A 25,773-nucleotide genomic window follows, 5' to 3' on the forward strand; every position below is an offset into this window, starting at 1 on the left:
GGATCGCGAACTCCCCCTACGGCACCGGCGGCCGCAGGGGGAGCGACACGGGGTGGGGAAAGCCACCCCGGCCGGGGGATCAGCAGGCGCCGAGGTCCTGCCAGACGCCCCATTCGCCGGTCGTGCCCGGCTCCTCGCCCTGCGTCCACCACTTGGCCCGCCACAGGTGTCCCTTGTGGGAGACCTCCGTGTTGCCCGTGTACGCGGGGGCCGAGGACCAGGCCGGGGCCGTGCATCCGGTGCCCGGGTCCGTCGGTGAGGGCGTCGGGTCAGTGGGGGTCGGGGTCGGGGTCGGCGTGGGGGTGGGGGTCGGGTTCGCCGGGGAGGAGCCGACCGCCGCGACGATGTCCTTGAACAGCGTGGCGTTCGCGTCCAGTCCGAGCAGCGAGTACATCATCGCGCCCGCCAGGCCGCGGCTGTGGGCGTAGTCCGCACGGGCCTGGACGGCGCGCCTGTCCAACCCCGTGAAGAACTCGCCGTCCTTGTAGAAGTACGCCGCCTTCGCCTCGTCGTCCCAGAAGGTCGTCGCCGGGTTGTCGACGATGCCGCCGAGTTCCTTGTAGTGCGCGATGCCCGCCTGTTGGCTGACCGGACGGGCCGCCGAGGCGCCGGTCGCGCTGCCGCCGAGACCGTTCCTCGTGCCGGCCGGGACGCCCTTCCAGCCGCGGTAGTAGAACTCGTAGCCGAGCGTCAGCTTGTTCGCGGGGAAGCCGCCGGTGATGCCGTACGCCGCGTTCCCGTCGATCCACGCGTCGATGGCGTTGTCCACCGAGTACTTCTGCGTGCCCGGCTTGATCGGGTCGGTCGGGTCCGAGGCCGGGGAGTACAGCGGCGACTGGTGGTACGCGGGCCCGTCGCCGTCCCAGGCGCCGTGCATGTCGTACGTCATGATGTTCGCGTAGTCGAGGTACGCGCCGATCCTGTCGGTCTCGATGTGCTTGATCTTGTCCTGGCCCGCCGGGAGGGCGGCGGTCAGCAGGTACTTCTTGCCGCCGTGCGCCGCGCCGTACGCGTCGAGCTGCTTGCGGAACTCGGCCAGCAGGAGCGTGAAGTTCTGCTTGTCCTCGGGGCCGTAGTGGTTGCCGAGGTGGCCGTCGGGCGAGCCCGGGTACTCCCAGTCGATGTCGATGCCGTCGAAGATGCCGGCCGCGGTGCCGGGACCGCCGTAGCCGCCCTCGACGGGCAGGTCGCCGGCGATGTACTGCTTGATGCAGGAGGACACGAGCTTCTTGCGGCTCGCGTCCGTCTTCGCCGCGTCGTGGAAGTACTTGGAGTACGTCCAGCCGCCCAGCGAGATGTTGATCTTCAGCTTGGGGTACTTCGCCTTCAGCTCCTTGAACTGGTTGAAGACGCCCACGATCGGCTGGTTCCACGTGTCGGCGACGCCGTCGACACTGTCGGCCGCGCTGAAGCTGCGCTGGTAGTCGGCGTACGAATCGCCCGCGCCGTCACCGGCGTTGGGGTTGGCGTCGTCGCCCGCCGCCTTGTTCGCCATGAAGCAGGTGTGGTCGGTGGGGTGGATGTTTCCGAACGAGTAGTTCAGTACGTCGAGTTCGCCCGCGATGCCACGGGTGTCGAGGTGCTTGGGATAGAAGGCGTTGCCGTACACGCTCCACTGGTCGTAGTACGCGATCTTGACGCCGCCGGAGGAGGCGGCGGGCGCGGCGTCGGCCGCCTGGGCGGCGACGGGACCGCCGAGGGCGGTCAGCGCGCCGGCGGCGAGTGCCACACCGGTGAGCGCGGCGAGCAAGGGTGTGCGGACGTGCACGTGCAGCCTCCGAGGGGGGTGCGTGGTACGGGAGTTGGAGCAGTGATAGCCGCCCCCGAAGACTCCGTCAATGGTCTGCACCAAATGAGGACTAGACCAATTTCGGCCGGAATCCCCTTGCCGGAGACCGGCACCCGTTGCGAAAAACCGCTCGCCACCCCGGGTGACGAGCGGTTTAAGCCCTCCTTAATGAGCCACGCGCGCACGACTCACGAGCGGACCACTCAGGCGGGCAGCCCGTACGCGTCCGCGATCAACTCGTAGCTGCGCAGCCGCACATCGCCGCCGTGGGCGTTGGCCGTGATCATCAGCTCGTCCGCCCCGGTGCGCTTCTGGAGGTCGTCGAGGCCCGCACGTACCGCGTCCGGTGTGCCGTGGACCACGTTCGCCAGCCAGCCGTCGACGAACTCCCGCTCCATCGGGCCGAAGGCGTACTCCTCCGCCTCCTTCGGCGTGGGGATCAGTCCCGGCCGGCCGGTGCGCAGCCGGACCATCGACAGCGCTCCGGTCAGTACCTGGCGGCGGGCCTCCCGCTCGTCGTCCGCCGCCAGGGCCGAGACGCCGACCAGGGCGTAGGGCGCATCCAGTACCGCCGAGGGCCGGAAGCTCTCCCGGTACAGCTCCAGCGCGGGCAGCGTGTTCTGCGCGGAGAAGTGGTGGGCGAAGGCGAACGGCAGCCCGAGCCCTCCGGCCAGCCGGGCGCTGAACCCGGAGGAGCCCAGCAGCCACACCGGCGGCCGGGCCGGCGACTGGACACCGCCGGGCGAGGTGGCCTGCACCGGCCCGGGGACGGCGTGGATGCGGGCGTACGGGTGGCCGTCCGGGAAGTCGTCGTCGAGGAAGCGGATCAGCTCGGCGAGCTGCTGCGGGAAGTCGTCGGCGCCCTCGTGGAGGGTCTGGGTACGGCGCAGGGCCGCCGCCGTGGCGCCGTCCGTTCCCGGCGCGCGGCCGAGGCCGAGGTCGACGCGGCCCGGCGCGAGCGCCTCCAGCGTGCCGAACTGCTCGGCGATCACCAGCGGGGCGTGGTTGGGCAGCATCACGCCGCCCGACCCGAGGCGGATGCGCTCGGTGTGGGCGGCGAGGTGGGCGAGGATCACGGCCGGGGAGGACGAGGCGACGCCGGGCATGGAGTGGTGCTCGGCGACCCAGTGCCGGTGGTAGCCCCGGCTCTCGGCGAGGCGGGCGATGTCCACACTGGTGCGCAGGGCGTCGGATGCGGTGCGCCCGCTGCCGACGGTGACCAGGTCGAGCACGGACAGGGGGACGGGGGCGGTGCCGGCCGCCGTGCCTCGGATCTCGTCCACTGCGTTCACGGATGGGGCCCTCCTGGGTGAGTCGTACGTACTCCGACCCACAACAGGAGGCCATCTCCGTTTTATTCCCGGTGCCCCCCGGCGGGCCCCGTGCCCCGCGTCAGTCCTTGCGGGCGAACAGCTTGCCCAGCTCGTCCGACCAGGCGCCCTTGCGCTCCGCCAGCCGCAGGCCCTCCCATACGGTCACCTGGTTCGCCGTGAGCACCGGCTTGCCCGCGGCCGCCTCCAGCTCCGGCAGGTGGGCCACCGTGTGCAGGGCGGTGTCGGGCATCAGGACCGCGTCGGCCCCCGGATCGTCCCCCTTCCGCAAGAGCTCCAGCACCTGCTCGCGCCCCCAGGTCCCCACCTCGGCCGCCGTCACGATCCCGCTCGCCCGCGCGGCCACCACCTCCAGCCCGGCCGCCTGGAGGAAGCGGGCGAACAGGTCCGTCACGTCCTGGGGGTACGTCGCGGCGATCGCCACCCGTGCGGCCCCCACCTCCCGTGCGGCATGGGCGAACGCGAACGACGTACTGGACGCCGGGAGTCCGGCCGCCAGCGCCAGGGCCCTGGTCTGCTCGTGCGCTCCCTCCCACCCGTACACGAACGAACCGCTGGTGCAGGCCCAGACCACCGACTCGGCACCCGAGAGCCTCAGCTCCTCCACCCCGGCCGCGAGCCGCTCGGCCGATCCCATCTCCCGCAGCGCGTCCACGCGGTGCGCGTCCTCGCCGATGTCGGTGTGGACGACCGGCACGTTCACCCCGGTCAGCAGCGTCTCGATACGGGGGTAGTCGTCCTCGGCCGCATGCCCCGGATAGAGCAAGCCCACCGTCGTCATGTCACGCCCTCCTGTCCTTCCGGCTCGGCCGTCGCCGCCGCGGCGTCCATCAGCAGAGCCTGATAGGGGCCGACCGCCCGGGCGCCGATGGCGCGCAGGGCCGACCACATCGTGACCTGGTTGGCGGAGACGACCGGCATCCTCAGCTCGGCCTCCAGTTGCGGGATCACGTCGTACGTCGGCAGGTTCGTGCAGCTGATGAACAGCGCGTCCGCGCCCTCCACCGACACCTGCCGCGCCATGTCGACCACCGCGCGGTACGGCACTTTCCAGATGTGCCGGGTCAGCCCGAGAAAGGCCCGGCCCACCACCGTCACTCCCGCTTCTGCCAGATAGTCCTCCAATGACCGGGTGACCGATTCCGTGTAGGGGGTCAGCAGCGCGATCCGGCGGGCCCCCAGCGCGCCGAGCGCGTCGAGGAGGGCGCCGGACGTGGTCAGGGCCTGCACGTCGCCGGCCGTGCGCATCACCTCGCACAGGGCGCGTTCCCCGGCGAGGCCGCCGACAAAACTGCCCGACGCACACGCGTAGGCGACGATCTCCGGCTCGGACGCGATCAGCGCCCGCACCGCCTCGCGCAGCGTCTCGTGCTCGCTCACCAGCCGCGCGAGATCGAGGGAGACCCCCACTGGTACGAACGGGGTACGCGTCAGGCGCAGCGAGACGTCGTCGGGGACCCAGCGCCACAGCTCCCGGTCCAGAGCGAAATCGAAGGGTGCCACCACACCGATTCCGTGCTCCGGCTGCGGCCCGGCGAGAAAGGAGACGACTTCCATGCACTCAGCCCCCTTGGCGTCTTGTTGACGACGGTAAGTTCCGGTGCGAGCGTGGGTCAATCCGTACATGTACGACGTCACGAGGCGGTTTCCGACCGATGGCCGAACCCACTCTTCTCGTGCTGAACGCGGACCCCCCGCCGCGCCTCGGCCGCCTGACCGGAAAGGTGCGGGTGGAGTACGCCGACGAGGAGTCGCTCGCGGCCCGACTCCCGGAGGCGGACGTCCTGTTGGTGTGGGACTTCGCCTCCGACGCGGTGCGTCTGGCCTGGCCGGGCGAGGGTCCCCGGCCGCGCTGGGTGCACACCCCGAGCGCCGGTGTGGACCGGCTGCTCTGTCCGGAACTGGCCGCATCCGACACCGTCGTGACGAATGCGCGCGGCATCTTCGAACAGCCGATCGCCGAGTACGTGGCGGCGCTCGTCCTCGCGATGGCGAAGGACCTGCCGGGGACGCTCGATCTGCAGCGCCGGCACGAGTGGCGGCACCGCGAGGGCCTCGGGGTCGCGGGGAGCCGCGGCGTGGTGGTCGGCGCCGGGCCCATCGGGCGGGCCGTCGCCGGCACCCTGCGGGCCCTCGGCGTCGCCACGGCGATCGTCGGCCGTCAGGCGCGTCCGGGCATCCACGGCGAGCGGGACCTCGACCCGCTGCTCGCCCGAGCCGACTGGGTGGTGTGCGCGGCGCCGCTCACGCGGGCCACCGTGGGGATGTTCGACGCGCGCCGTTTCGGCCTGATGCAGCCCTCGGCCCGTTTCGTCAACGTCGGCCGGGGCCCGCTCGTCGTCGAGGCCGACCTCGTCGACGCCCTGAACAAGCGGTGGATCGCGGGCGCGGCCCTCGACGTGTTCGAGTCCGAGCCGCTCGCGCCGGACAGCGCGGTGTGGGACGTCCCGGGGCTGATCGTCTCCCCGCACATGAGCGGTGACACGGTCGGCTGGCGGGACCGTCTGGGCGAGCAGTTCGTCGAGATGTACGAACTCTGGGCGGCCGGAGAGCCCCTGCCGAACGTGGTGGACAAGAAACGTGGGTACGTGCCCATGCATGACCTCTCGCCTGACTGACCTCACCGCACGTCAACTGCTGGCCGGCTACGCACAGGGCGACTTCTCCCCCGTCGACGCGACCCGCGCGGCACTGGAACGCATCGAGAGCGTCCAGCCGCTGGTCAACGCCTTCGTCCGGGTCGACGCCGACCCGGCCCTCGCCGCGGCCGCGGCCTCGGCGGAACGCTGGCGCCGGGGCGAGCCCCAGGGGCTGCTCGACGGTGTGCCCGTGACCGTCAAGGACCTCCTGCTCCAGCGCGGGGTGCCCACGCTGCGCGGTTCCCTGACGGTGAGCGCGGACCGGGACTGGGACGAGGACGCGCCGTCGGTCGCGCGGCTGCGGGAGCACGGGGCGGTGTTCCTCGCGAGGACGACGACGCCCGAGTTCGGCTGGAAGGGTGTCACCGACTCGCCGCGCCACGGCGTGACGCGCAATCCGTACGACCCCTCGCGCACCGCGGGCGGCTCCAGCGGGGGCAGCGCGGCGGCGGTGGCGCTCGGCGCGGGCCCGCTGTCGGTCGGCACGGACGGGGGCGGGTCGGTCCGCATCCCGGCCTCGTTCTGCGGGATCTTCGGCCTGAAGCCGACGTACGGGCGGGTGCCGCTGTATCCGTCGAGCCCCTTCGGGACGCTGTCCCACGCCGGGCCGATGACCAGGGACGCGGCGGACGCGGCGCTGATGCTCGACGTGATGAGCGGCGAGGACTGGCGGGACTGGTCGCATCTGGGGCCGGCGCACGACGTGCGGCACGGGATCGGCGAGGGGGTGAAGGGTCTGCGGATCGCGTACTCGCCCACGCTCGGCGGTCAGGTGGCGGTCCGCCCCGACGTCGCCGCGGCGGTGCGGCGGACGGTGGGGGCGCTGGCGGACCTCGGCGCGTACGTCGAGGAGGCCGATCCCGACATCACGGACCCGGTCGAGGCGTTCCACACCCTGTGGTTCACCGGCGCGGCCCGGCTGGTGCAGCACCTCGGCCCGCGGCAGCGGGAGCGGCTGGACCCCGGCCTGCGTGAGATCTGCGGCATCGGCGCGCGGCACAGCGCGCTGGAGTACCTGGCGGCGGTGGACGTCCGGGCGGAGCTGGGCCGGCGGATGGCCCGGTTCCACACGGCGTACGACCTGCTGGTGACGCCGACGCTGCCGCTGACGGCGTTCGAGGCGGGTGTGGAGGTCCCGGCGGGATCCGGCCACCGGCGCTGGACCGGGTGGACGCCCTTCACGTACCCGTTCAACATGACGCAGCAGCCCGCCGCGACGGTGCCGTGCGGGCTGGACGCGGACGGGCTGCCGATCGGTACGCAGCTGGTGGGGCCGCGGTACGGGGACGGGCTGGTGCTGCGGGTGGCGCACGCGCTGTACGAGGCGGGCGCGGCGGGCGTGCCGGGACCGGGGGCGCTGGGGTAGGGGGCGGGAAGGGCCCGGGGGCGCGGCCCCCGGGTCAGGCGCGGCGGAAGCTCAGCGTCTCCCCCGCCGCGCCCGTGCGCCACAGGTCCTGGCAGGCCGACGCCATCTCCTCCAGGCCCTCCACCACGGTGCCCCACACGATCCCCGGCACCCACCCGGTGTCCCCGTTCAGCAGCAGGTTGTTGCGTTCGTAGAACAGCGCCAGGTCGACCGTCACGGGGGCGGCCCGGCTCTCGTAGCCGTACGACGACGTGCCCAGCTGCACGTCGGTGAAGGTGAAGTAGCAGAGGTCGCCGGGGATCGGCGTCACCGTCGGGTTCTCCAGCGGCGGCTCCTGGGCCGCGAAAGCCGGAAACAGGGCATAGATCTCATTACGCGCATACTTCGCGTGGTACACGTCCGCGGACAGCGGCAGCGCGTCCCACACCGCCGCGCAGGTCAGTGGTGCCTTGTCGGTCAGGAGCCGGGCGGTGCACTGCACCCCGCGCCGCTCCAGGGCAACGGTCAGGTATCGGTCGGCCATCTCCTACGCATACCCGTGAGAGACCCGGGTAGCCGCGCGCCCATGGCTCGTAGAAGAGAACCAGGATCGATGAGCAGACGCTCCCTGCTGCTCGGCACCGCGGCGGCCGGCGCGCTCACCGCCGTCGGCGCCGCGGGCTGCGGCCGGGTGCCGTCCGGTGACGCGCTGGCCCGGCTGAAGTCCCAGGGCACGGTGCGCCTCGGCATCGCCGGTGAGGTGCCGTACGGCTATGTGGACGACCAGGGCGAGTTCACGGGCGAGGCGCCCGAACTGGCCCGGGTCATCTTCAAACGGCTCGGCGTCGACCGGGTCCAGCCGGTCGCCACCGACTTCGCCTCCCTCATCCCCGGCCTGAACTCGCAGCAGTTCGACGTGGTCTCGGCCGGGATGTACATCAACAAGGAGCGGTGCGCGCAGGTCATCTTCGCCGACCCCGAGTACCAGATGCTCGACTCGTTCATCGTCCGCAAGGGCAACCCGAAGAACCTGCGGACGTACGAGGACGTGGTGAAGGCCGGGGCGCGGCTCGCGACCGGTACGGGCTACGCGGAAATCGGGTACGCGGTCGCCGCCGGCATACCGGAGAAGGAGATCGTCATCCTTCAGGACCAGGTCGCCGGGCTGAACGCCGTCGAGTCCGGCCGCGTCGACGTCTTCGCCGGCACCGCGCTCACCGCCCGCGAGGTGGTGCGCAAGAGCGCCAGGGCGGAGGCGACCGAGCCCTTCGCCGCGGTCGTCGACGGCAAGAAGCAGATCGATGGCGGCGGTTTCGCCTTCCGTCCCACCGACACCGAACTGCGCGACGCGTTCAACGTCGAGATCCACAAGATGAAGAAGAGCGGTGAACTCTTCCGCATCCTGAAGCCCTTCGGCTTCACGGACAGCGAGATGACCACCCTGACTGCCGAGGAGCTGTGCACGAAATGACAGCCGGACTCTGGCAGACCTGGGTACTCCCCGGTATCTGGATCACCGTTCAACTCCTGGTCTACAGCGCGGCGCTCGCCGCAGCCGTGGCCTTCGGCGTCGGCATGGCCCGCACGCACCGCTCGCGCACCGTCCGCTTCCTGGCGGGGGCGTACACCGAGATCTTCCGCGGGACGTCGGCGCTGGTGCTGATGTTCTGGCTGTTCTTCGTGGTGCCGCCGCTCATGGGCTGGCAGCTCGTGCCCATGTGGGCCGCGGTGCTGGCGCTCGGCCTGTCGTACGGCGCGTACGGCGCCGAGATCGTGCGCGGCGCACTGAACTCGGTCCCCACCGCGCAGCGAGAGGCCGGGGTCGCCCTCAGCCTCACGCCCTGGGAGCGGATGCGGCTGATCCTGCTGCCGCAGGCGGTGCCCGAGATGATCCCGCCGTTCTGCAACCTCTTGATCGAGCTGCTCAAGGGCACCGCCCTGGTGTCGCTGCTCGGCGTGGGCGACGTGTCCTTCGCCGCGTATCTGGTGCGGCTCGCCACCCAGGAGAGCGCGCAGATCTACACGATCAGCCTGGTGATCTACTTCCTGCTCGCGCTCGCGGTGACCCGGTCCATGAAGGTCCTGGAGCGCAAGACGAAGCGGAACGTCGGCATCGAGACAGAGCCCGGGCTGTTCGCGGGCATGGGCTCCCGGCGACGCGCCGCGCTCGAGATCGCCGGCACCACCGGGACGGGGGGTGCGTCGAAGTGACCTGGGACTGGTCCGCGGTCGCGGACTTCATGCCACGCTTCTGGGACGGTGTGCTGGTCACCCTGCAGGTGCTGGTGCTCGGCTCGCTGATGTCGTTCACGCTCGGCCTGGTGTGGGCCATCGCCTTCCGGGCGCCGAGCCGCTTCGTGCGGTGGCCGGTGAACCTCGTCACCGAGTTCATCCGCACCACCCCGCTGCTGGTGCAGCTGTTCTTCCTGTACTTCGTGCTGCCGGAGTGGGGCATCCAGTTCTCCGCCCTGACCACCGGCACGATCGCGATCGGGCTGCACTACTCGACGTACACCGCCCAGGTCTACCGGGCCGGTATCGACGCCGTACCGCCCGGGCAGTGGGAGGCGGCGACGGCCCTGAGCCTGCCCGCCCACCGCACCTGGGTCGCGGTGATCCTGCCGCAGGCGATCCGCCGGATCACCCCGGCCCTCGGCAACTACGTGATCGCGATGCTCAAGGACACTCCGCTGCTCGCCGCCATCGGCGTGCTGGAGATGCTCCAGCAGTCGCGGCTGGAGAGCGCCTCGACGTTCCAGTACACCGAGCCGCTGACCGTGATCGGCCTCGCCTTCGTCCTCATCGCCTACCCGGCTTCTCTTCTCGTACGAGCCCTGGAGCGCCGCCTTGTCCGCTGACATCAACGACACCACGACCGAGGAACTGATCCGGTTCGAGAACGTCACCAAGAGATTCGGCGACACCACCGTCCTCGACAATCTCTGCTTCTCGGTGAAGCCCGGCAAGCACGTCACCCTGATCGGCCCGTCCGGCTCCGGGAAGACGACGATCCTGCGGCTGCTGATGACGCTGGAGACGCCCGACGAGGGCGCGATCCAGGTGAACGGCAACCGGCTGTTTCCGGCCGCCGAGAAGGAGCGCCGCGAGGCGCGCAAGAAGATCGGCATGGTCTTCCAGCAGTTCAACCTGTTCCCGAACATGACCGTGCTGCGCAACATCACCGAGGCGCCGGTGCGGGTGCTCGGCCTGTCCAAGGACGAGGCCGAGACCCGGGCCCGGGAGCTGCTGGACCTGGTGGGCCTCGGCGACCGCGCCGACGCGAAGCCGACGCAGCTGTCGGGCGGCCAGCAGCAGCGGGTGGCGATCGCCCGCGCGCTGGCGATGCGGCCGCAGGTGCTGCTGCTGGACGAGGTGACCTCGGCACTCGACCCGGAGCTGGTGGCCGGCGTGCTGGATGTGCTGCGGGACATCGCCCGCACGACGGACATCACGATGGTGTGTGTGACGCACGAGATGAACTTCGCCCGGGACATCTCGGACGACGTCCTGATGTTCGATTCCGGCAAGGTCATCGAGTCGGGCCCGCCGGAGAAAATCTTCTCCGATCCGGAGCACGAACGTACGCGCGAGTTCCTCGGCGCGGTGCTCTGACCATTCACTCCGTGGGTGAGGTGTGACTCTGGCATATGCCAAGGTCAGGCGCCCCAGCGTATGCCGCTGGGGCGCCACATCATTTACGCCAACAGCCCACCCTCAAACGGCTCTTGGCCGCTATCGTGGTACGGAAGCTTGCGGTCACAACCTGCTAGGGGGAAACCGTGGCGCTGAAGCCCGAGCCGACCGCGCCGTTCCACTCGGTGCAATACGTCTTGCGCGTACTGGAGACGGTCTCCAAGCACGGTGGCGGTGTCACCGACGTCCAGATCGCACGCGAGACCGGCCTGCCCACCGGTCATCTCGCTCCCATGCTCGCCATGCTCCGCCGCGAGGGCTACGTGGAGCAGGTCGCCGACGGCGCGTATGTGATCGGCGACTCCCTGGTCCTGCTCGGCTCCGGCGCCACTCGCAAGGAGGCCCTGGAGGCCAAGCTCCAGGACACCCTGACCGAGCTGCGCGACTCGGTGGGCGCCGCCGTCTACATCAGCCGCTACATCGACGGCGAGGTCAAGATCACCCAGTTCGCCGACGGCCCGCGCACCCCGAAGGTGAACGAGTGGGTGGACTTCCGCTCGGCCGCCCACGCCAGCGCGGTCGGCAAGTGCCTGCTGACCCAGCTCGACGTGAACGGCCGCCGCGACCACCTCTCGCGCCACAAGATCGCGCGCCTGACCTCGCGGACGATCACCAGCGAGCGGCTGCTCTTCTCGAAGCTGGACTCCCAGCCGCCGACGGTCCCTGTCCTCGACCTCCAGGAGTACGCGGTGGGCACGGTCTGCGCCGCGGTGCCGCTGACGGCGGGCTCGGCCGTGGGCTGCCTGGCGCTGTCCCTGCCGATCGAGCACGCCCACCGGCTGCGCTCGGCGGCGGACACGCTCAACCGCAAGGCGGCTCCCGTGGTGCTCTCGCTGGCGATCTAGGGCCTCTCTTTCGCCCGGTCCCGGGTGGTCAGGAGCACCCCTCGGGACCAGGTACTATTAATGAGTCAGCCGCTCCGAGCGGCAGGCAAAGAGGCGCCGCTAGCTCAGTTGGTTAGAGCAGCTGACTCTTAATCAGCGGGTCCGGGGTTCGAGTCCCTGGCGGCGCACGCACAGTGAAGGCCCCCTCACCGAAGTGAGGGGGCCTTCGTCATGCTCAGGCCACGGTTGCGTCCGCCGGTGCCGTCATGCCGAAGACCACCACCGCGCGGTAGTAGGTCCAGGCCGTCGAATTGCACGAGGTGCGCGTCGCGCCGGAGTACCGGGCGCACACCCGCTTCATGTCCTCGTAGAACGCCGAGTCCAGCCGCGTCTTGTTGGTCGCGAACGTGCCGGCCGCCTTGTAGTTGCGGTACCCGAAGTCGTGCCGGGCGCAGGCCGTCTTGAACGGGAAACCGAAGGGGTTGTCCGGGGACGAGGAGCAGTAGTCCGTGGACCAGTCGAATCCGTACGCGCTCCAGGCGCTCTGGTTCGCACGGGCGGCCGCCCACGCGTTGTAGCTGGTGGCGCTGGTCTGTGTCCAGGAGCTGAGGACCTGGGGCTTGTCGGCGGGCGCGGCCGACGCGGTGCCCGCCGGCAGGAGCGCGGCGGGCACGGCGAGAGCGGCGGCTGCGAGGGGAAGGGCAAGTCGGCGACGCATGCAGAACCTCCGGGCATCGAGCGGGAGTTGGTGCACGCACGTGGCCTGTCCACGGCGGCTCCAGACTCCCGCTCAACGCGCGTCCTGCACAGCATTTGCGCGCCGATCAGGGGGTGGAACCTGTCCCGATAGGGGGTCACCCCGAGGCGGTTGGGAAGCGGACGCGCCAACGGTTCCCGCCGGGCGGTCCGTTCGGTGGTGCGGAGGTCGCGGTGTCAGCGGAGGTAGGCGAGCACCGCGAGCACCCGCCGGTGGGTGTCCTCGGCCGGAGGCAGGTCCAGCTTGGCGAGGATGTTGCCGATGTGCTTGCCGACGGCCGCCTCGGTGACGACGGGCTGCCGCGCGATCGCCGCGTTCGACTTCCCCTCCGCGACCAGCGCGAGCACCTCCGGCTCGCGCGGTGTGAGCGCCGCGAGCGGATCGCGGCGGCGGCGCAGCAGTTGCCGTACGACCTCGGGGTCGACGACCGTGCCGCCCGCGGCGACCTGCGTCAGGGCCGCCAGGAACTCCTCGACCTGGCCGACGCGGTCCTTGAGCGGGTACCCCACGCCCGAGCCGTCGCCGCTGTCGAGCAGCTCGGCCGCGTACTCGCGCTGCACGTACTGGCTGAGCACCAGCACCGGCAGGGCGGGGCGCTCGGCGCGCAGGGCGACCGCGGCGCGCAGCCCCTCGTCCTGGAAGTCCCGCCGGGTCAGCGCCTGCCAGGGGTTCGCACAGCGTCCATGCCGACACACGGTAGGCGGGGCTCCGCGGCGCCGGCCATGTGCCCAGGGGGTGTACGGGGGTAGGGCCTGCCCTACCCCCGTGACGGACCGCCAGGAGGTGTCCGAGGCTCAGAACTGGACGTCGGAGCAGGCGTAGAACGCGTTGGCCGTGTCATGGACGGTCCACACCGCCAGGATCAGGTGACGGCCGCTGCGCTGCGGCAGGTTGCCGGAGTGGGAGAGGGTCGCCGGCGGCTGCTGACCGCCGTAGGGAACGGTCAGGAAGGGCTGCGACTCCAGGGCCGCCCGGGTCAGGGGCTGGCTGGGGTTCCAGCCGGCCTTGGTGATGAAGTACTTGAAGTCGGTGGTGCGGTGCCGGGCGGTGAACTGCCACCGGAAGGTGTAGTTCTGGCCGGAGCTGACCTTGGTCGTCGGCCAGGCGCCGCCCCGGGGGTCGTCGAGCTGGGCGAACTGGGACAGGCCCGCCGAGCAGATCTTGCCGTCGGCCGGGCCGGCGGCGGGGAAGCCCTTGGGGCCCTCGACACTCTGCGGTTCCCACTGGATGGGGCCGCAGTTGCTCACGGTGCCGTTGGCACAGAGCTTCTGGCGGCTTATGGGTGAGTCGGTGTAGCCGTGGCTGCTGGCACTGCCGGTGGCGAGCAGGGTGGCGCCCGCCACGGCGAGGCCGACCACGGCCGCACCTGTCTTGTTTCGCATGCTGGCTCCAGGAAGAACGTGGGGGAGTTCTGTGGGACGTGCGGCACGCGTGCGGTCGTTGCGGTCGTACTCATTCAGGTCTAGACCAAGTTCCAATGTATTGACGGGAGTTCGCCATGTCCAGACCAATCACGAGGGGGTGTTCCACGCCTCCGCGCCGTCGGGCCGGCCCGTGTAGAAGGCAACGGTCAGGTCCTTCACCAGCGCCTTGCGCTCGTAGTCGTCCGGCTCGATGAGCCCCCGGCCGGTGAGCCGGTTCACCGTGTCGTCCACGGCGTCGACCACCGCGGTGAGGACGCTGTCCCGGTGGCGTGCGTCGATCGCCGCGATCCGCCGGCGCCGCATGGCGTCCGCCACCTCGGGCGCGTAGTCGAGTGCCGTCGGCTGGGCGGTGAAGATCTCGATGCCCACCGGGGCGCATTCGGCCGCCAGCGCCTTCGTCAGCGTGGCCCCCACCTTCTCGGCGTCGCGCAGCGTGGGCACCTCCTCCCCGAAAGCGTCGGCGGGCAGCTGCGAGAGCACCCGGGCCGTGGCCGCCTCGACCTGCTGCCCGAGGTACGCCTCGTGGTCCTCGACACCGAGCACCGCCTGTGCGGTGTCCTTGACCCGCCACACGACGAGCACCACCACCCGCAGGGCCGTGCCCTCGGCGTCGTGGACGGGCATCGGCTCGCTGCGCCAGTGCCGCAGCCGTACGTCCACCCGGCGGCGCAGCACGAGCGGGCTCACCCACATCAGTCCCGTACGGCGCACGCTGCCGCGGTAGTCGCCGCAGAGAGTGAGGACCCAGGCGTGGCCGACGGTCCCGCGACCGAGTCCGCCGAGCCCGAACAGCACGAGCAGGACCCCGAGCGCGAGCAGGCACCACAGACCGATGCCGATGCCCCGGTAGGGCGGCGGGGTCACCCCGAACAGGGCGGCGACCACGTCCGGCACGGCCCCCGTCCCCCACAGCACCGCGCCGATCCCGGCGAGCGAGCAGGTCCCGGCGACGAGCCCGGTCCAGCCGGGCAGCACGGGTCCCGGGCGCTCGACCAGGGGCTGGTCCTCCGGCGGCGCGGCCCGTGGCGGGACCGCGGGCGGCGGCGGCTCGGCGGACGGGCCGATCTTCGGCTGCTCCCCCGTGCCCTGCCGCCGCGAGACCACGGCGGGCCCCAGGCCCGGGGGCAGCGCGAGCGGCCCGTTGTCGTCCCGGAAGAGCAGATGCACCGGGATCTCGGTCGTCGTCTCGGCTGCGATGACAGGGGTGTGCCGCGGGCTGTCGGACGGGACGGTGCCCTCCGGCTCCGACATCGTGGTGTTCATGCCGCCTCGGCTTTCGTTCGTTGCTCGTATCGGCTCGTACTCGTCGTACTCGTGAGGTGTGCGCGGCGGGCCCGGGGCCCGCCCGGTCAGCGGACGGCGAAGAGCCGCCGCCAGGTCTCGGGGCCCGGATAACCGTTCGCCGCGCTGCCCCGCCAGCCCTGGGCCCGCTGGAACGCCTCGGTGGCGCGCCGGTCGGCCTCGCTCCAGCGCGGCGAGGGGCCCGAGGTGTAGTGCCTGCCGTAGCCGCGCCGGACCAGCTGCCGGCCGAGCCGGTCGACATGGCTGCTGGACCGGCCGGGGCGGAAGTGGTCGCGCCCCGGGAAGGCGGGCGGCCGTGCCGTGGAGCCGCCGGTCACCGCGGCCGGGATGTCCTTGCCCTGCCCTCTCACCAGCAGCCGCCAGGTGTGGGGCCCGGGCAGCCCGTCCGCCTCCGCACCGCGCCAGCCCTGGGCGCGCTGGAACGCCTGGGTGGCACGCCGGTCGGCGTCGGACCAGCGCGACCCGGGTCCGCCGGCGTAGAAGCGCTTGCCGCCACGCGCCACGAGCATCTTCCCGAGCTCGGTGATGTGCGCGTTGGCGGCGCCGGGGCCGAAGGACGACGCCCCCGGGTAGGGGGTGACCGCCCTCTCGCCGCCCCCGGTCGAGGTGGCGACGCCCTTGTAGCGGTAGGCCACGTAGCTCGCCGAGTGGTTCCAGTACGCCATGGGCGTGGCCTGCTTGCGGGTGTGCGGCTTGGTCTGCTCGTACGCGACGTAGTAGGAGTGCGTGTAGTCGGTCCAGCCGCCGAAGATCGTGACGTGCGAGCCCGTGGTGGGGTCCGCGGGGTTGTGGAAGAGCAGGATGTCGCCGGGCTGCAGGTCGTCGCGGGAAATGCGGTCGCCGAACTTGGCGAGGCTGCCGGTCCACTCGTTGTTCGCCAGGTTCCAGGCCATCGACACATAGCCGGAGCAGTCCTGGCGGTAGCCGTCGGTCCAGTACTTCGACATGCTGTACGGCACCTTCGCGCCGACCCACTTCTTCGCGCGGTTGATGATCTCCGCCCGGGTCGACACCCGCAGCGCGGACTGCCCCGTGGCGGGCCTGCCCGAGGGTCCGTGCAGCGGGCCGGCGGTGCCCTGTTCGGTCGAGGGACCGGGGTCGGCGGAGGGAGTGGTGCGCGCGGCCCCGGGCACGTACCCGGCAGCCGCCGCCGTCCCCGCTCCCCCGCCGCCGAGCACCATCCCGGCGGCGGTGACCGCCACCAGCGCCCGGCGGCAACCGCGGCCGGACGGGTGTGCTCCGGTGGCGAGCGACCGGCGCCGGTGGGCGCATCCGGCGCAGTCGCAGTCACCGGCGGGCTCGTACTCCTCGAAGACCGGCACGGCCATACGCGTCCCCTCCGCAGCTGCACTCAGCAAGATCTTCTGACGACGTTTCACGGGCGCCAGTGTCTCAACTGTCCTGACTTGATGCATTTTGACCGATAAGGAGATAAAAAACGATGATCCGACGAGCCGGGCGCGGCGGCGGAACGGGACGGCGGTGTGCACGGAGCACCCCGGGAGGTCCGGTAGACTTCTCCAGGTCAGCAGGCGCCGCTAGCTCAGTTGGTTAGAGCAGCTGACTCTTAATCAGCGGGTCCGGGGTTCGAGTCCCTGGCGGCGCACAGACACGCGAGGCCCCTCGTCCGGCGGACGAGGGGCCTTATGCATTCCGTCCGGATGATCGGTACACCCGGCCCGGCGGCGCGACCCGGGGCAGCGGCTCGGCCGGCCCGTCGCCGCCTCCGCGAACGATCTCCTTTCAACTACCGGTCCCCATACCGGAGTTCCACATTCCGACCATGATCACCATCACGTCCCCGACTCTGTGAAGATCGGGGCACGGTGAGCCACCGACTGTCACGATTCGCATGCCAGTTCTAAGGCAGTTCTCACGCAGCAACTGTTCTGGAGGCTGAACCACGTGCACAGATCGACCCACCTGCCCGACGGCGGAACAGGGCGGCGAGCCGGCTCCCGCAAGCGGCGCGGACGGTTCGCCGTCCCGCTGTCCCTGGTCCTTGTCGCCGAGGCGGGCCTGATCGCCGCGGCCGTCTCACCCGCCGAGGCCGCACCCCGGACGCCCGCCGCGGCCGCCCAGGCCGCTCCGGCGCAGAAGAACGACGCACGCATCACCGAGGAGGCCGCTGCCCGGCTCACCGCCGCCGCGCAGGACCGCCGGATCGAGGTGATCGGCGCCCGTACCGAGACCACCACGCTGTGGGCCAACCCCGACGGCACCATGTCGCGGGAGACCCACGCGGGCCCCGTCCGCTTCCGCAAGGGCGGCGCCTGGACCGCGGTGGACACCACGCTCGTCAGGAACGCCGACGGCTCGGTGAGCCCGAAGGCCCATCCGCGCGGACTCCGGCTCGCGGGCGGTGCCGGCGAGCAGGGCGGCACACTCGTCACCCTCGGCGGCGAGGACCGGTCCGTCGCCCTCGGGTGGCAGGGCGCGCTGCCCCGGCCCGTGCTCAAGGGCAACAAGGCCACCTACGTCGACGCGCTGCCCGGCACCGACCTGGTGATCGAGGCCACGCGGACCGGGTTCGAACAGTTCCTGGTCGTCAAGAACCGGGCGGCCGCCCAGCGTGCCGCGGACGTCAGCATGCCGCTCCGGGCCGACGGGGTGAAGGCCGTGAAGGGCGCCGACACGTCGGTCACCTTCACCGACACGGCGACGGGCAGGACGGTGGGCACGCTGCCGACGCCCGTGATGTGGGACGCCTCGCGCGACCCGCGCGGCCGGGCCGCGACCAACCGGGCACCGGTCGGTCTCGACGTCACCGCCGCCAAGGGCGGCTACAGGCTGGACGTCAGCGCCGACCGCGGCTTCCTGGCCGACAAGGACACGAAGTACCCGGTCACCATCGACCCCGCGATCTACTTCGGCACGAACTTCGACACGACCGTCGTCAACGGCGGGACGGCCGACCTGTCCGGCGACGTCGGCCTGCGGGTCGGCCGCGAGTGGCAGAAGAACGAGGCGCGCTCGTTCATCCAGTTCCCGCGCGACGCCGCGGTCACCGGCCAGGACGTGCTCAACGCGGAACTGAACCTCTACGCCACCTGGTCGGACTCCTGCGAGCCCCGCTCCTGGGAGGTCTGGGACACCGGGACCGTCTCCACGGCGACCCGCTGGAGCAGCCAGCCCGCCTGGCGCACCAAGGCGGGCACCTCCACCGCGACGCACGGCCACACCGACTGCGGACCGCGCTGGGTCTCCCAGGACATCACCTCGATCGTCAAGCAGTGGGCCCAGGTGGACCGCACGACGGACACCGTCGGCCTGCGCGCCACGGACGAGACCGACTACAAGGCGTTCAAGATCTTCGCCTCCGCCGACGACGCCGCCCACGCGCCGTCGATCCTGGTCACGTACGAGACCCCGGCCGACCCGGTCAAGGACCACGTCGTGTACTGGAACGACGTCCTCCAGCAGACCTTCCGTGAGGTCGGCGGCGCACCCGGACCGCTCGCCCGGGCCGGCGCCATGATGCACGGCGCGATCTACGACGCGGCGAACTCCGCCAAGTGCGCCGAGGACGCGGTCAAGTGCCTCGGCGCCCCCTACCTGGTCAAGGCGACCGCGAGCAACGGCGCCGTGCCGGACGTCAACAGCGCCATCGACCACGCGGCGTTCGACGTGCTGCGCAGCGTCTTCCCCGGGGCGAACTTCGACGACGAGATCGCCGCGGCACGCGCCACCATCCCCGCCGCGGTGACCGCGGAGCAGCGCGCGGCCGGCACGTCCGTCGGGCAGCAGGCAGCCGCGGCCATGATCAGCGCCCGTCAGGGCGACGGCGCCGCGTCCACGACCACGTACACCGGCAGCCAGACCCCCGGCTACTGGCGTCCGACGGACGGCAAGCCCGGTGCCACGCCGGACTGGGGCCTCGTGAAGCCGTTCGCCATGACGTCGGGTGCGCAGTTCCGGCCCGCCGGGCCCGGCGGGCACACCGTCATGGACAGCCTGCTGAAGAGCTCCGCCTACGCCGCCCAGGTCAAGGACGTGAAGGACCTCGGCAAGAGCGACTCCACCCTCCGTACGGCCGACCAGCGCGAGGCGGCCCTGTTCTGGGCCAATGACCTCGACGGCACCTACAAGCCGCCGGGCCAGCTCTTCGATCTGACCCAGATCCTGTCGCGGGACCAGCGCCTGACCGTGGCCGGCAACGCCAAGCTGTTCGCGCTCGCCGCCTTCTCCATGGCCGATGCCGGTATCGCGGCCTGGGACGCCAAGTACCGGACCGACATCGACCTGTGGCGACCCGAGTCCGCGATCCGGACCGACGGGGACGGCAACGCGGAGACGCTGCCCGACACCAACTGGCAGCCCCTCTCCCAGGATCGGGACGGCACCCACTTCTCGCCCAACTTCCCGGCGTACGTCTCCGGTCACGCCACCTTCGGCGGCGCGTGGGCCAAGGCCATGGAGAAGTGGTTCGGCACCGACGCCATGACCTTCACCGCCACCACCGAGGACCCGCACGCGCTCGGCGTGACCCGCACGTTCACCAGCTTCTCGGCCGCCGCCGAGGAGAACGCCGTCGGCCGCGTCTGGCTCGGTGTCCACTACCGCTGGGACGGCACGGACGGAGTCGCCTCCGGCAAGCAGGTCGCGGAGCAGGTCACCGCGATCAGGCTGAAGGCCAACACGGCGACGGACTGGGTGAAGTTCGCAGACCTGCACAACCTCGGCGGCTGTGACGCGGTCGGCAAGCGGCTCGTGGCCGAGCACCGCTGGAACGCCTACCAGTGCGTGGCGGTCTCGCCCGCCACCAGCCCCGACCACGTGCTCTACGTCAAGTAGCCGAGGAGGAGACAGAAGCGATGCGTCTGTTCAACAGAGGGTCCGGGGTGCGGCCCACGCGGCTCGTCACGGCGGTCGTCGCGGCACTGGCCGCCGCCGCGGTCGCGGCGCCCCTGTCCATGGCCGACCAGAACCCGGAGACACGGACCGCCGCCGCCGAAGCGGCGGCCGGTACCGGCGGCGACCTGCTGGGCACCCCGGGCAACCCGCGCGTGTCCGACGGCCCGTACGCGGGCTTCCAGTTCTGCGGTGCGCCGCAGCCGCCGGTCGTCACCTCCGGCGCGGCGACGCTCGCCGCGACGCTGGAATCGGTGGCCCCGCCCGGGACCGTCGAGAAGCCCGGCGAGGCGGCACCCGGCCGGAAGGTGGTCTTCGAGGTCGACAAGGCGGACGGACAGCCGGTGCTGCGCAAGCAGACGGTGAGCGAGACCAGCCAGAACGCCGCGCTCCAGGTGTCCGGGAGCCGGCTCGCCGACGGCGACTACCGCTGGCGGGTACGGGTCCAGGACGGCGCCGCCGTCTCGCAGTGGACCACCTGGTGCGACTTCACCGTCCGCGCCGCGTGACCGTATGCGTGACCGTATGACCGCGTGATCGCAGGCCCCCCGCGGGAGACGCCGCCGGGGGCCTGTCGCGCTCCTACCGCGTGCCCGTCAGGTACGCGGAGACGACGACGTTCGCCGTGTAGCTGCCGGTCGCCCGTTCGAAGGCGCCGCCGCAGGTGATCAGCCGCAGCTCGGCCCGGCCCTCCTCGCGTGGGCCGTAGACCGCGCGCGCGTCGAACCGCTCGCGTGCGAAGACGCGCACGTCGTCCACGGTGAACTCGGCGACCCTGCCGTCGGCCCCCGTCACCCGGATCCGTTCCCCGGGCCTGGCCGCGCTCAGGTCGTAGAAGACGGCGGGCCGCTCCTCGGTGTCCACATGGCCGACGAACAGGGCCGTGCCGCGCTCGCCGGGCCGGGCGCCCCCGCCATACCAGCCGACGCTGTCCGGCGTCTCGAAGGGCGGCGGTGCGACGGCGCCCCGCTCGTCGAGACCGCGCGCGACGACGGGGGCGGACAGGCCCAGGGCGGGCATCTCGACGCGGCGCGGTTCGGCGGCGTCGAAGGGGGCGTACGCGGCGGGCATCGGGATGCCGGGCGGGCGGCCGACCGCCGCCATGTCTCCCGTGGTGAGCGCCGATCTGCCGGCCGCTCCGCCGGGGGCGCCGCCGCCCCACAGCCACAGGACGATCACCAGGAACGCCCACAGCGCGCCGACGACCGCCCGGACCGTTCCCGAGCCGCGGCTGCCGGGCCGCGTGCGCGGCCGTATGCCGGACATCTCAGTCGGAGTCCGCACGGCGCCTGCGCGCGCTGCGGACGGCGACCACGACAGCGGCGGCGCCCGCGAGCACCAGGCCGATCACGGTCTGGGTGGCGCTGGGACCGGCGTCCTCGGCTTCGACGGCGGCGACCGGGGCGACGATCGCCGCCGTTCCGCCGCCGCCCGCGCGGACGGGCGCCACCGGGGACGCGGGCACGGCTCCCGCGGGCTCGGCGGTCCCCGGCAGCCGGTGGACGACCTGGAGGCGGCCGGAGGAGGGGTAGTCGCGGCCGTCGCACCGGACGCGTACGCCGTAGGTGCCGGGCCGCGCGTCGGACCGCACGCTCGCCTCGCCGGTCAGACCGCCGGATCCGCGCCGGGCCGTCAGTTCCGCGTCGGCGACGAAGGCGCCGGATCTCGCGAGGGCGGTGGAGGCCGTGCAGCCGGTGGCGCTGATCCCGACCTCCCCTCCCGGCGCGGTCGTGGAGGGGGCGAGGACGGTTTTGGCGGAGTCGTCCGCGACGGCCGGGGCGGCGGGAGCCAGGATCAGTACGGCGGCCACCCCTGCGGTACGGAGAGCTATCGAACCTGCACTCATCGTGAACCTCCTGATACCGACAGGTTCACGCGCGCAAGCCGATCCCGCATCCGCAGAGAGGGCCGCCCCTCTTGCGAAAGGACGCTGACCTGCCTAGGTCCTGTCCGGTCGATCAGGCCCGATCAGTGAGTGGGGGTCCCCCCCACGCCCGCAGGGCGTACGGGGGAGGGTCTGGTGCTGGGGGCACCTCCCGTGCCCGAAGGGCTACGGGGGAGATCGCAAGGCGGAGGATTGAGTCGACGCGGAGCGTCGGCGAATGACGACAACGCAGCGTGGGGGCACCACCCGTGCCCGAAGGGCTACGGGGGAGCGTGCCAGGGCACGCGAGCCCGGCAAGATCGGCCGGGCAGGGCCTAGACGCGATCCACGAGGTCGGCGATCGAGTCGACGACCTTCGAGGGCCGGAAGGGGTACTGCTCCACCGCGGCGGGCGTCGTGGACCCGGTCAGCACCAGGAACGTCTCCATCCCGGCCTCCAGCCCCGCGAGCACGTCGGTGTCCATGCGGTCGCCGATCATGGCACTGGTCTCGGAGTGCGCGCCGATCGCGTTGAGACCGGTCCGCATCATCAGCGGGTTGGGCTTGCCCGCGAAGTACGGCTCCTTGCCGGTCGCCTTGGTGATCAGCGCGGCGACGGAGCCCGTCGCCGGCAGGGGGCCCTCGGTGGAGGGGCCGGTGTTGTCCGGGTTGGTGCAGATGAACCGTGCGCCCGCGTTGATCAGCCGGATCGCCTTGGTCAGCGACTCGAAGCTGTACGTGCGTGTCTCGCCGAGCACGACGTAGTCCGGTTCGTGGTCGGTGAGCACGTAGCCGATGTCGTGCAGAGCCGTGGTCAGACCCGCCTCGCCGATGACGTACGCCGTGCCGCCGGGGCGCTGGTCGTCGAGGAACCGGGCGGTGGCGAGCGCCGAGGTCCAGATGTTCTCCACCGGCACGTCGAGGCCCATGCGGGCGAGACGGGCGTGCAGGTCGCGGGCCGTGTAGATGGAGTTGTTGGTGAGCACCAGGAACGGCTTCCCGGTCTCCCGCAGCTTCTTGATGAAGGCGTCCGCGCCCGGGATCGGTACGCCCTCGTGGATGAGGACACCGTCCATGTCGGTGAGCCAGGACTCGATCGGCTTGCGCTCTGCCATGTGGCGGACTCCTGCCGTGCATACGTGCGTGCTGGGGGCGCCGCGACAGCACTGTGGCGACGCCCCCCAGCCTAATCAGGAAGCCTGGATCTTGACCCCGTCGATGACCCAGTACCAGTTGTTGGAACCGGTGTAGCGGAAGCGGAAGCTCACGCTGGACGCGCCCGCGGGCACGTTCACGGCGAGCGACTGCGACTGCGAGAGGACATCGGCCGTGTAGCTCTTGACGACGGTCGGCGTACCGCCGTTGAAGGAGGCCAGGACCTGCGCGGTCTGGCTGCCCTCATGCCGGTAGAGCGTGGTGAAGGAGAGCGTCACGCGGGTCGCGTCGGAGACGTTGTGCGCGGGACCGACCAGTGTCGAGTCGTACGTGCCGGAGAACGACTTGTCCGCCCACTCGTCGGAGTCGGCGACCGCGAAGACGCCGCGGGAGCGGACGTTGAGCTCACGGGACTGGCCGGCCTGCGTCCGGGACCAGAACTCGTCGGTGGCGAAGGCCCAGCCGCGCCACTCGGTCATGCCGCCGGTGCCCATCGCGTTGTTGATGACGGACCAGCCGCTGGGCGGGGTGTGCGTGAAACCGATGACACCGGCGGGGATGCCGGTCTCGTCGACCCGCTGCGAGAGCGAGGAGTGCAGCGTGTCGAAGGGGTCGGCGGACCTTTCCTGGACCGGCTTGCCGTCCAGGCCCCAGGCCGGGTCCGGGGTGATGCCGAGCTGCCGGAAGACGGTGGCGGCGACGTCGACGAGCCGGGTGTCCACCGGGCGCGCGCCGGCCGCGATGCCGGGCCCCTGGGCGAGCACGAAGGTACGCCGCTCCTCGATGGCGCTGCCGCCGTGGCCGCCCGCGTCGAGGTGGCCGTGGTCGGTGGCGACGATGACGGTCCAGCGTTCCTGGGCGTAGGTCGGGCGTGCCGTGATCGCCGCCCACAGCCGGCCGACGTACGCGTCCTGGACGTCTATGGCGTCGAGGTATGCCTTGCTCCGGGCGCCGGAGTTGTGGCCGACGATGTCGGTCTGGCCGAAGTAGACGAAGAGGACGTCCGGGTTCTGGTCGCGCAGGATCGACTCGGTCTCGGCGGCGATGGTGGCGTCGTGGCCGGCGTAGCCGTCGCGGTCGCCGTCCAGGACGAGCTTGGCGTCGGCGCCCGGGGTGACGGTGCCCTGGGTGTCGAGGGGCTTCCAGTCGACGGCGGCGTACGTCGACAGCTCGGGCCGCATCTGGGCGAGGCGGGCCAGGAAGCCGGGGTAGCGGGTGTAGTTGCTGCCCGTGAACGAGTTGTCCTTGACGCCGTGCTTGTCGGGCCACACGCCCGTCGAGATCGTCGACCAGCCGGGGCCGGAGGAGGTGGCGGCCATCGGCGAGGCGTACAGCAGGGACAGGCCGTAGGTGCCGTTCGCCATCATCGCCTTGAGGTGCGGGGCCTTGGCGGCGTCGATGCGGTCGTGGCGGAGCCCGTCCATGCCGATCACGAGCACCTTGTCGGTGCTGGTGCCGTTCGGGAGGGTGGGCGCGTCCGCCGCCGCGTGGGCCGGGGCGGCCGCGGCGAGGCTCGTGGTGGCGGCTGCCGCGGCGCTGGCGGCGCCCGCGGCGAGGACGGTGCGGCGGGAGATGCCGTCGATCGGCATGGATTCCTCCGTCGAGAGGTCGGCGTTCGTCGGGAAGGTGGCACGCGCACGCCAACGCCCCTGTCGATGCAGGGGCGTTGGTCCGTACCCGTTATCCTTTCGCTACATGGTGCCGGTCGCCAGAGCTGTGCGGTGAACTCTCGGGTGCCCCTCAGCTGCCCGTGGCGGACTTCCACGCGTCGATGTACGCGGGGAGGTTCTTGTCGATGTCCTTCCAGTCCGGCTCGAAGACCTCGACGCCCTCCAGGAGCTTCGCCAGCTCGATCGCGTTGGCGTCCACGGGCTTGATGTCCTTTCGGGCCGGGAAGCCGCCGCCGATCTCGCTGACCTGCTTCTGGGCCTGCTCGGCGAGCATGAAGTCGAGCAGCTTCTTTCCGTTGGCGGTGTGCGGGGCGTCCGCGACCAGGCCGGCGGCGTAGGGCAGGGCGAACGTGGTCGGCCTGCCGCCGTCCTTCGCCGGGAACCAGATGCCCAGGTTCGGCATCGACTTCGACTGCGCGAAGTTCATCTGGACGTCGCCGTTGGCGACCAGCAGCTCGCCCTTGTCGACCTTGGGGGCGAGCTTGGAGGTGGACGAGGACGGGCCGACGTTGTTGGCCTGGAGCTTCTTCAGGTAGTCCATGGCCGGCTTCTGACCGCCGAAGTCGTGCACGGCCTTGATGACGACGGCCGTGCCGTCACCGGCGACGCCGGGCGTCGAGTACTGGAGCTTGTTCCTGAACTTCCCGTCCAGCAGCTCCTCCCATGTCTTCGGCGCCTCCTTCAGCTCCTTCTTGTTGTAGACGAACGAGAAGTAGTTGTTGACGACGGACGTCCACGTGCCGTCGAGGGACTTGTCGGCGCCGCCGACCTGGTCGGAGCCCGCCGGCCGGTACGCCTGGAGCAGTCCCTTGGAGTCGGCCTGCTGGATGAACGGCGGGAGGGTGACGAGGACGTCGGCCTGGGTGTTGGACTTCTCGCGCAGGGCGCGCTGCACCATCTCTCCGGAGCCGCCCTCGACGTACTTCACCGTGATGCCGGTCTGCTTCTCGAAGTCCTTGAAGACCCTGTCGTACCAGCCGTCGCCGTTCTCGCCCTTGAGGCCGTCGGCACTGTAGACGGTGACGACCTTCTCGTCGGCGGCGGCGGAGTTCCCGCCGCAGGCGGTCAGGGAGGCGGCGAGGGCGAGGCTACCGGCGACGGCGGCGACCTGGGTGAGGTTCTTGCGCAT

At 71.4% G+C, this 25,773-nt stretch carries 24 protein-coding genes and 2 tRNA genes; 11 read left to right on the forward strand and 15 right to left on the reverse strand.

Translation table 11 applies throughout. From position 1 onward, the window contains the following. Positions 1–79 precede the first annotated feature (79 nt). From ACF08N_RS10250 to ACF08N_RS10265, 4 genes are all read right to left on the reverse strand, one after another. On the reverse strand, positions 80–1,768 hold the full coding sequence (locus ACF08N_RS10250; RefSeq protein WP_392324154.1) for a glycosyl hydrolase family 18 protein: 1,689 nt from the start codon (positions 1,766–1,768) through the stop codon (positions 80–82). Positions 1,769–1,992: 224 nt separating this feature from the next. Further along, entirely contained in the window at positions 1,993–3,081 is a 1,089-nt protein-coding gene (locus ACF08N_RS10255) for an LLM class flavin-dependent oxidoreductase (RefSeq protein ID WP_392324155.1), read from the reverse strand. A gap of 100 nt (positions 3,082–3,181) precedes the next feature. Then, positions 3,182–3,901: a decarboxylase gene (locus ACF08N_RS10260; protein WP_392324156.1), complete on the reverse strand. Its 720-nt coding sequence runs from the start codon at positions 3,899–3,901 to the stop codon at positions 3,182–3,184. Beyond that, the gene (locus tag ACF08N_RS10265; RefSeq protein WP_392324157.1) at positions 3,898–4,677 is read right to left on the reverse strand and encodes a decarboxylase; all 780 of its coding nucleotides are present in this window, start codon (positions 4,675–4,677) and stop codon (positions 3,898–3,900) included. The genes ACF08N_RS10260 and ACF08N_RS10265 overlap by 4 nt, the downstream gene beginning before the upstream one ends. Before the next feature lie 98 nt (positions 4,678–4,775). Between ACF08N_RS10265 and ACF08N_RS10270 the strand changes: the two genes are divergently transcribed. Both ACF08N_RS10270 and ACF08N_RS10275 read left to right on the forward strand, forming a co-directional pair. Further along, the gene (locus ACF08N_RS10270) at positions 4,776–5,738 is read left to right on the forward strand and encodes a D-2-hydroxyacid dehydrogenase (protein WP_392324158.1); all 963 of its coding nucleotides are present in this window, start codon (positions 4,776–4,778) and stop codon (positions 5,736–5,738) included. Continuing rightward, the gene (locus ACF08N_RS10275; RefSeq protein WP_392324159.1) at positions 5,719–7,125 is read left to right on the forward strand and encodes an amidase; all 1,407 of its coding nucleotides are present in this window, start codon (positions 5,719–5,721) and stop codon (positions 7,123–7,125) included. The genes ACF08N_RS10270 and ACF08N_RS10275 overlap by 20 nt, the downstream gene beginning before the upstream one ends. A gap of 34 nt (positions 7,126–7,159) precedes the next feature. On the opposite strand, the gene ACF08N_RS10280 is transcribed toward ACF08N_RS10275, so the two are convergent. Further along, complete coding sequence (locus tag ACF08N_RS10280; protein ID WP_392324160.1) at positions 7,160–7,648, reverse strand: DUF3830 family protein; 489 nt, start codon at positions 7,646–7,648, stop codon at positions 7,160–7,162. 69 nt (positions 7,649–7,717) lie between these two features. Between ACF08N_RS10280 and ehuB the strand changes: the two genes are divergently transcribed. From ehuB to ACF08N_RS10310, 6 genes are all read left to right on the forward strand, one after another. Next, complete coding sequence (gene ehuB, locus ACF08N_RS10285; protein WP_392324161.1) at positions 7,718–8,575, forward strand: ectoine/hydroxyectoine ABC transporter substrate-binding protein EhuB; 858 nt, start codon at positions 7,718–7,720, stop codon at positions 8,573–8,575. Further along, entirely contained in the window at positions 8,572–9,315 is a 744-nt protein-coding gene (gene ehuC / locus ACF08N_RS10290) for an ectoine/hydroxyectoine ABC transporter permease subunit EhuC (RefSeq protein WP_392324162.1), read from the forward strand. Before ehuB ends, ehuC begins: the two co-directional genes overlap by 4 nt. Further along, the gene (gene ehuD, locus ACF08N_RS10295) at positions 9,312–9,962 is read left to right on the forward strand and encodes an ectoine/hydroxyectoine ABC transporter permease subunit EhuD (protein WP_392324163.1); all 651 of its coding nucleotides are present in this window, start codon (positions 9,312–9,314) and stop codon (positions 9,960–9,962) included. Before ehuC ends, ehuD begins: the two co-directional genes overlap by 4 nt. Then, positions 9,952–10,716, forward strand: a complete 765-nt coding sequence (ehuA, locus tag ACF08N_RS10300; protein ID WP_392324164.1) for an ectoine/hydroxyectoine ABC transporter ATP-binding protein EhuA — start codon at positions 9,952–9,954, stop codon at positions 10,714–10,716. Before ehuD ends, ehuA begins: the two co-directional genes overlap by 11 nt. Before the next feature lie 167 nt (positions 10,717–10,883). Continuing rightward, positions 10,884–11,642 (forward strand): IclR family transcriptional regulator, encoded by a 759-nt coding sequence (locus ACF08N_RS10305; protein ID WP_392324165.1) that lies wholly within the window; start codon positions 10,884–10,886, stop codon positions 11,640–11,642. Between the two features lie 93 nt (positions 11,643–11,735). Beyond that, a tRNA-Lys gene (locus tag ACF08N_RS10310) sits at positions 11,736–11,809 on the forward strand. 47 nt (positions 11,810–11,856) lie between these two features. Here ACF08N_RS10310 and ACF08N_RS10315 read toward each other — a convergent pair. From ACF08N_RS10315 to ACF08N_RS10335, 5 genes are all read right to left on the reverse strand, one after another. Continuing rightward, on the reverse strand, positions 11,857–12,339 hold the full coding sequence (locus ACF08N_RS10315) for a phospholipase (RefSeq protein WP_392324166.1): 483 nt from the start codon (positions 12,337–12,339) through the stop codon (positions 11,857–11,859). A gap of 215 nt (positions 12,340–12,554) precedes the next feature. Next, positions 12,555–13,073 carry a LuxR C-terminal-related transcriptional regulator gene (locus ACF08N_RS10320; RefSeq protein ID WP_392324167.1) on the reverse strand — a complete coding sequence of 173 codons (519 nt, stop codon included), beginning with the start codon at positions 13,071–13,073 and terminating at the stop codon, positions 12,555–12,557. A gap of 99 nt (positions 13,074–13,172) precedes the next feature. Then, positions 13,173–13,760: a lytic polysaccharide monooxygenase gene (locus ACF08N_RS10325; RefSeq protein WP_392324168.1), complete on the reverse strand. Its 588-nt coding sequence runs from the start codon at positions 13,758–13,760 to the stop codon at positions 13,173–13,175. 129 nt (positions 13,761–13,889) lie between these two features. Further along, entirely contained in the window at positions 13,890–15,065 is a 1,176-nt protein-coding gene (locus ACF08N_RS10330) for an SPFH domain-containing protein (RefSeq protein ID WP_392324169.1), read from the reverse strand. 86 nt (positions 15,066–15,151) lie between these two features. Then, on the reverse strand, positions 15,152–16,432 hold the full coding sequence (locus tag ACF08N_RS10335) for a peptidoglycan-binding protein (protein WP_392324170.1): 1,281 nt from the start codon (positions 16,430–16,432) through the stop codon (positions 15,152–15,154). A gap of 204 nt (positions 16,433–16,636) precedes the next feature. Here ACF08N_RS10335 and ACF08N_RS10340 point away from each other — a divergent pair. The 3 genes from ACF08N_RS10340 to ACF08N_RS10350 all read left to right on the forward strand — a co-directional run bounded on the left by ACF08N_RS10340 (position 16,637) and on the right by ACF08N_RS10350 (position 20,464). Beyond that, positions 16,637–16,710, forward strand: a tRNA-Lys gene (locus ACF08N_RS10340). A 299-nt stretch (positions 16,711–17,009) separates the two neighbouring features. Then, positions 17,010–19,898 (forward strand): DNRLRE domain-containing protein, encoded by a 2,889-nt coding sequence (locus tag ACF08N_RS10345; protein ID WP_392324171.1) that lies wholly within the window; start codon positions 17,010–17,012, stop codon positions 19,896–19,898. A gap of 20 nt (positions 19,899–19,918) precedes the next feature. Then, a complete protein-coding gene (locus ACF08N_RS10350) occupies positions 19,919–20,464 on the forward strand; it encodes a hypothetical protein (RefSeq protein ID WP_392324172.1) in 546 nt (181 codons plus the stop codon). A 73-nt stretch (positions 20,465–20,537) separates the two neighbouring features. On the opposite strand, the gene ACF08N_RS10355 is transcribed toward ACF08N_RS10350, so the two are convergent. From ACF08N_RS10355 to ACF08N_RS10375, 5 genes are all read right to left on the reverse strand, one after another. Continuing rightward, entirely contained in the window at positions 20,538–21,221 is a 684-nt protein-coding gene (locus ACF08N_RS10355) for a class F sortase (RefSeq protein WP_392324173.1), read from the reverse strand. Position 21,222: 1 nt separating this feature from the next. Next, positions 21,223–21,801, reverse strand: coding sequence for a hypothetical protein (locus ACF08N_RS10360; RefSeq protein ID WP_392324174.1), 579 nt, complete (start codon positions 21,799–21,801; stop codon positions 21,223–21,225). A gap of 353 nt (positions 21,802–22,154) precedes the next feature. Further along, a complete protein-coding gene (locus tag ACF08N_RS10365) occupies positions 22,155–22,934 on the reverse strand; it encodes an HAD-IIA family hydrolase (protein WP_392324175.1) in 780 nt (259 codons plus the stop codon). A gap of 75 nt (positions 22,935–23,009) precedes the next feature. Next, positions 23,010–24,563, reverse strand: coding sequence for an alkaline phosphatase family protein (locus ACF08N_RS10370; protein ID WP_392324176.1), 1,554 nt, complete (start codon positions 24,561–24,563; stop codon positions 23,010–23,012). 151 nt (positions 24,564–24,714) lie between these two features. Then, entirely contained in the window at positions 24,715–25,773 is a 1,059-nt protein-coding gene (locus ACF08N_RS10375) for a 2-aminoethylphosphonate ABC transporter substrate-binding protein (RefSeq protein WP_392324177.1), read from the reverse strand.

It is taken from the genome of Streptomyces sp. NPDC015127, assembly GCF_043080095.1.
In the GTDB taxonomy this organism is placed as follows: domain Bacteria; phylum Actinomycetota; class Actinomycetes; order Streptomycetales; family Streptomycetaceae; genus Streptomyces.